General features: G+C 38.0%; 6 protein-coding genes. 4 read left to right on the top strand and 2 right to left on the bottom strand.

Translation table 11 applies throughout. The features are described 5' to 3' along the window. Window positions 1-129 precede the first annotated feature (129 nt). Window positions 130-408, top strand: coding sequence for a Txe/YoeB family addiction module toxin (locus ALKIM_RS0104925; protein WP_026473671.1), 279 nt, complete (start codon window positions 130-132; stop codon window positions 406-408). A gap of 705 nt (window positions 409-1,113) precedes the next feature. On the opposite strand, the gene ALKIM_RS0104920 is transcribed toward ALKIM_RS0104925, so the two are convergent. Next, a complete protein-coding gene (locus tag ALKIM_RS0104920; protein ID WP_157363777.1) occupies window positions 1,114-1,293 on the bottom strand; it encodes a hypothetical protein in 180 nt (59 codons plus the stop codon). Window positions 1,294-1,504: 211 nt separating this feature from the next. Here ALKIM_RS0104920 and ALKIM_RS0104915 point away from each other — a divergent pair, with 211 nt between their 5' ends. Together ALKIM_RS0104915 and ALKIM_RS0104910 are read left to right on the top strand one after the other, a co-directional pair. Further along, window positions 1,505-3,070, top strand: coding sequence for a hypothetical protein (locus tag ALKIM_RS0104915; RefSeq protein WP_026473669.1), 1,566 nt, complete (start codon window positions 1,505-1,507; stop codon window positions 3,068-3,070). Between the two features lie 9 nt (window positions 3,071-3,079). Next, complete coding sequence (locus ALKIM_RS0104910) at window positions 3,080-4,195, top strand: hypothetical protein (protein ID WP_026473668.1); 1,116 nt, start codon at window positions 3,080-3,082, stop codon at window positions 4,193-4,195. 182 nt (window positions 4,196-4,377) lie between these two features. Here ALKIM_RS0104910 and ALKIM_RS0104905 read toward each other — a convergent pair whose 3' ends face one another. Continuing rightward, a complete protein-coding gene (locus ALKIM_RS0104905) occupies window positions 4,378-4,713 on the bottom strand; it encodes a helix-turn-helix domain-containing protein (RefSeq protein WP_026473667.1) in 336 nt (111 codons plus the stop codon). 222 nt (window positions 4,714-4,935) lie between these two features. On the opposite strand from ALKIM_RS0104905, the gene ALKIM_RS20370 reads away from it, so the two are divergent. Then, a partial coding sequence (locus tag ALKIM_RS20370) for a CHC2 zinc finger domain-containing protein (RefSeq protein WP_394332395.1) occupies window positions 4,936-5,096 on the top strand: 161 nt, incomplete at its 3' end.

The following is a 5,096-nucleotide window of genomic DNA, read 5'->3' as shown; positions in this document are numbered from 1 at the left end:
CATAAATGAAGACGATGTTTATTTTAATGCTGAGATGGTTAAGAAAATAAAACTCAGTGCAGAGCAAGCGAAAAGTGGTGAGGTAAAAAGAGTTACAAGTTCTGAAGAAATCAATGATTTACTTGGGTTATGAGTTATGCTCTGGAATTTACCAAAGTAGCCCAAGCTGACATTGAAAAACACAAGAAAGCCGGTGATAAAGCTGTGCTAAAGAAGATTGCTAAACTTCTTAATGAACTTAAAGAAAACCCTACTGAAGGAACCGGGCGTTTAGAGCTAATGAAATACGGACTGTCCGGTAAGTTTTCACGCAGAATAAATCATAAGCACCGAGTTGTTTACTCTATTAATGAAGACATCGTAACGATCCATGTTCTAAGTCTTTGGGGGCATTACAGTGATAAGTAACTTTTAAAACCCCCCGCACAGACCCGGTAAAGCGGTGTTCGTCATCGTCAGTCAGCAAAAAACCACGCCAAACCGTCCGGCACTTGTTTTTAAAAAGCAAGTTCTATAAGGTAAAAACAAGCGCCAGCCGCCCTTCGGTTCCCTCCGGGTTACGCTACGCTCCAGTTTGTCATGTTTTTTGCCTTCCTTCCTCTTCCTCACTGCAGCTCCTTTGTCTGCTTAGGCCACTTGTTCCACAGCTCCGTTCGTGCCTCTCTACGCTATGGCCCAAGCCGCCACGCATCCAACCGCTGCTGTGTTTGGCTCGCCTGCTAACTCCCTCGGTTCGCCTTTGTCATGGTTATTGCCCGCCCCACAAAAGCCAACCCAAAAATCAATAACCACGCCAAAGCCTCAGCGTAAACGCCACTGCCGGCTTCGCTTCCTCATTCTTCGTCAGCTCTCACCGTCAGGCCTCGGTCATACTCGCAGTCGGCTCGCGCGCACAGCGTCTGCAAACCGCTTCGTTCGTGCCTCACTCCACTTTTTTGCAGCCACTATCCCAACGCTGGCTCAAGGCTGTTTTACCTTCGCACAGTTCTATATTATCAGCAGGTTGTAATCGAAGAAGAAAAGGAAAAAAGAAGAAAGGAAAGAAGGAAAATCCATATTTACAATAACACTCCATCCCATAAAAAAACCGCCATTTAAACCTCTTCGGCCAAGTTAAAGCCCACCGGCCATGCCCACGCAAGGCCAAGCCCTTCGGGTTTTGAAAAAAATCTCCACCCATCGTTCCTCAGGGTAGTATTTTTTCCAAAAGCCTTGACCTGCCAACGCCAGGCTTAAGAAGTTGCCTACGAGTTGTAAATGACTGGTTCCGCTCAAATCCGGACACCACTTCATCCTTGAACTTTTTTTCAATTGAAAACCCTTCAAATGAAAAACTTCAATTAAAGAAAAAGCAAGTACCGGAATTTTTCTATCTTGCAGCAAATAAGATGTAACGTTCTTTGAAATAAGGCTTAAAAGGCCATGTAGTGGAGATGGTGGCTACCGGTTTTTACCGTGCAGATGATAACCTCAATGGGACTTAATTCATAACCCGGAAAGGGTCTTGTTTAGCTGGGCGCAGGATGAGGAAGAGGGGGCGATGATAAACACACCGGGATTACAAGAACTAATTGACAGGATTAAGAAAGCGAACTTAAATAAGCAAAACTATATTCAGTTCCATGATTATAAAACAAGAAATGTTGCAAAAAACATCGTTTATCTACAACAAACAGTAAATTTGTTAAAGGATGAGATTCCACTAGGAGCTGCTTTGCATGTTTTTTCAAAAGAAGACTTAAATAAACTGTCTTCAGATTCACATGACCATATTGATTACAGGACTCCTGGCGTAATTGGTAATGTTCCTGATGGATTTACCTATCGGATGGACTTTGAATATTTAGATGTTGATGCAGTTCTGAATGAAGGGAGTTATGCGAATCCTAAAATAGCCTTGAAGTTTTTCTTAAGGAAAGAACATTATGAAATATTTCGTAAATACTTATCAGGTGAATCTACTCTGGCGAGTCTTAAGGATTACATTGTCTTTAAGGATGATGCAAATATTAGGGAAAAAGAAAGTCCATATAAGCTAGTAAAACCGGCAGAATTTCTTGAAAAGGGTAAAATGGTAGAACTTGTGTCACATTTAACAACTGGAAATAATGCAAGAGCTTTGGTTCGATATAAAGATGGGGACGAAGAATATTGCACTGCAACGAATAACCTAATGCAGATTATACCTATTGAAGATGAACAACAGTATAAGCTCAGAGAAGATATGTCTCCATTTACCTTGCCATATTCAGATGAAACTGAGAAGAAGGTAAAAACATCAGAAATACTTTATGTAACCCATGATTGTGGTGACTATAAAGGTATTACTAAGAAGGACGATGATAAGCACGAATTTCTAGGATGGGTAAAAGCGGGAAGTCTTAAGGTGTATGTCGATAACAGTAAACTTGGTATAGATGAATTTAGTCAAAAGTACTTAAAGGCTACAGAAACAGCAGTAGATAATATTATTGAAGATTGGGAAATTAATGAGGCAGCTTGCAACCTTTGTGTGAGAGCGGCTCTATATAATTTAACTGGAGATGATGTATTGTTTCCTAAAACGGGAAGCTCGATTACGATTAGAGATAAAGGCGAACAGTTATATGGTAAAGTTGAAGCTGGTAGTGGTAGCGCTCAAGGTATAATAGATGACCTGAAAGCCGGAAATTTGAATGAGTACTTTGAAGAGGTTAAGAAATCATCATCGGAAACCTATGTGCAATTTTGGAAAAGAATTCAAGATATGGTAGATAACAAAGACATTGTAATAGGAACTTATGAACCAGGACATGTTTTTATGGTTGTGCCAGGAGGCTTATATGAAGTTGTTGATAATACCCAAAGAGAAAGAGCAGGAACTAATTTAACTGATACGAAGGTTGAGTTAGGCGACCGATGGGGAGGCTCCTTTGCAAGAAGGGATTTTGATTATGTATTAAGGATTATGGACTGTGGAAGGGGTGTTAAGTTTTCAAGTGGTCCTGCATATGGTGTAATGGATGCTAGACCCTTTATAGGTGAAAAAGATGATAGGATTGTGAAATTCTATAAGTATAAACAAAAGTAAATTTCAGATATGAAACGATTAATAGTTTTACTAATAGTAGCGGTAGCCTTTATACATTGCCTGTTCCCACAAGCTAAGTATAAGCTTGCTAATGAAAACGTTGTTTCAAAGTCGGCAGAACTTAAGGAGATACAAGATGATAGGATTTATCGACTAGCTGGTTCAAATAAGAACCAAATAGTGTATCAATTAAATTTAAGAAATAAGAATAAATATGGAGACCTTTCTTCAGAGGCAGTTGTAAAACTTTTTTATGATGAAAAGATTGGAAGAGTGGTCGACTCAATAACTATACAAAGGAAAGGACGAAATGTCCTTGATTTTGTTCAGTTGGATAATGTTACGGTATACCATGGATTTTACCAAGTGCCTTCTAAATACGAAAACAAAACTATTGATGATTTAGACAGAGGGGAGTATCTTCAGGATTATCAAGATTTTTGGATTGAATTAAATGGGAACGAAAAGAAGATAAAGTCATTTTCAATGCATTATTATGATAAAGAAGTATATTTTAATATTTGCCATACAAGAGATTGTATAGTATTAAATGAATATGTTAGTACCTATCTTCGTTCTACAAAATCAGATAGTATTATAACTGTATTTAATTTTCAAAATGGGCAGATTGCATCAAAAGAATTTACTTGTAAAGAATGTATTAAACCTCAAATTGTCAATGAGCAATTATTTTATGGCAAGAAGTTCTATTATTTCCCAGGGACGGATGCTTATGATTGGAATATTTACCGGACAGATAAGTTTGATATACCAAATAGTGAATTGCTAGCTGAATATATTGAAATATTATTAGTTAGCCCTGATGGGAAATATATTTTAGGGAAGAAAAATTTACAAGGAAAGGATGTTGCTGTTATATTAGATGTTGACGCAAAAAAGTTTGATTATCTGTTAGGTAGAGATTATTTGCAGTTCGATTATTTCTTTTCTCCTGCATACAAAAAGTTTGCTTTTGATACAGAAAATCATATAATATACATTAATTATCCGAATGAATTTCCATTTAATTCAATTGGTGAAGATGCAGAACGAAAGAGAACATCTAAATCAGAGAAAGCTGTATTTTGGGAAAAATACAACTATCCAGCACTAGAGCAGCATTAAATTAGTTGCTGCCTAAGATTAGACCCCTTGCTCGGCGAAGTTTTTAACTTCGCCGAATCTTAACCGGCAGTTTGCAACTTCCATTACCGTAATGGTAAGATGCATGAACATGCCTGCTGATGTATGACTGCCCAGAAGACATAAAATGAAAACCTTGAGTTTTTGGAGTGGTAGCATATATTTCACAGCGCAAAGGCTTTTCTGCCTTTAGACTCCCGTATAAACGTGTCAATCACGTCAAACAATGTTCGTTTTTTATCTTCTTCCAGAAGTTCAATTTCTTCGATACGCTTAAGCGTGTTTTTATCAAATTTGCTGTTTACTCCCTCTCCAACCAGATAATCGAGAGAAACCTCAAGAGCATCAGCAATTCTTTTGGCCACTTCGATTGATGGTATGGCATCGCCACGCTCATATTTACCCACCATAACCTGAGATATGCCGGTCTGGCTTGCCAGTTCACCTTGTGACATGTTTTTGGACTTACGTAAGTCAGCAATAATCTTACCTGTTTTCATAACTACAAGATGCTAAAACATACAATAGTTCTCATTTATCGCAAAATTACATAATTATAAGATAGAAATAAAGTGGATAGTTTTTGGAGTTTTAAAAATTATAAGATATTTTTGTGTCTGATAGTTTTATTGAAAATTTTCAAACTTTTTTCACCATGCAAATCCCCGATATCAAACAATACCTGCCCATAACCAAGGTTTTGTCCCATTACAACATCCAAATTGACAAAAAACAACCACATCCGCTGCCCCTTCCACCAAGACGACAAACCCAGCTGCAAAATATACTCTGATACCGGCACCTTTCATTGCTTTGGATGTGGAGCCACCGGTGACCAGATAGAATTTATTGAGAAATACGAAAAGTGCTGTAAGCACGAAGC

Source organism: Alkaliflexus imshenetskii DSM 15055 (genome assembly GCF_000517065.1).
Classification (GTDB): domain Bacteria; phylum Bacteroidota; class Bacteroidia; order Bacteroidales; family Marinilabiliaceae; genus Alkaliflexus; species Alkaliflexus imshenetskii.
The sequence above is the reverse complement of the archived record's forward strand: the minus strand, read 5'-3'. Positions and strand labels throughout refer to the sequence as shown.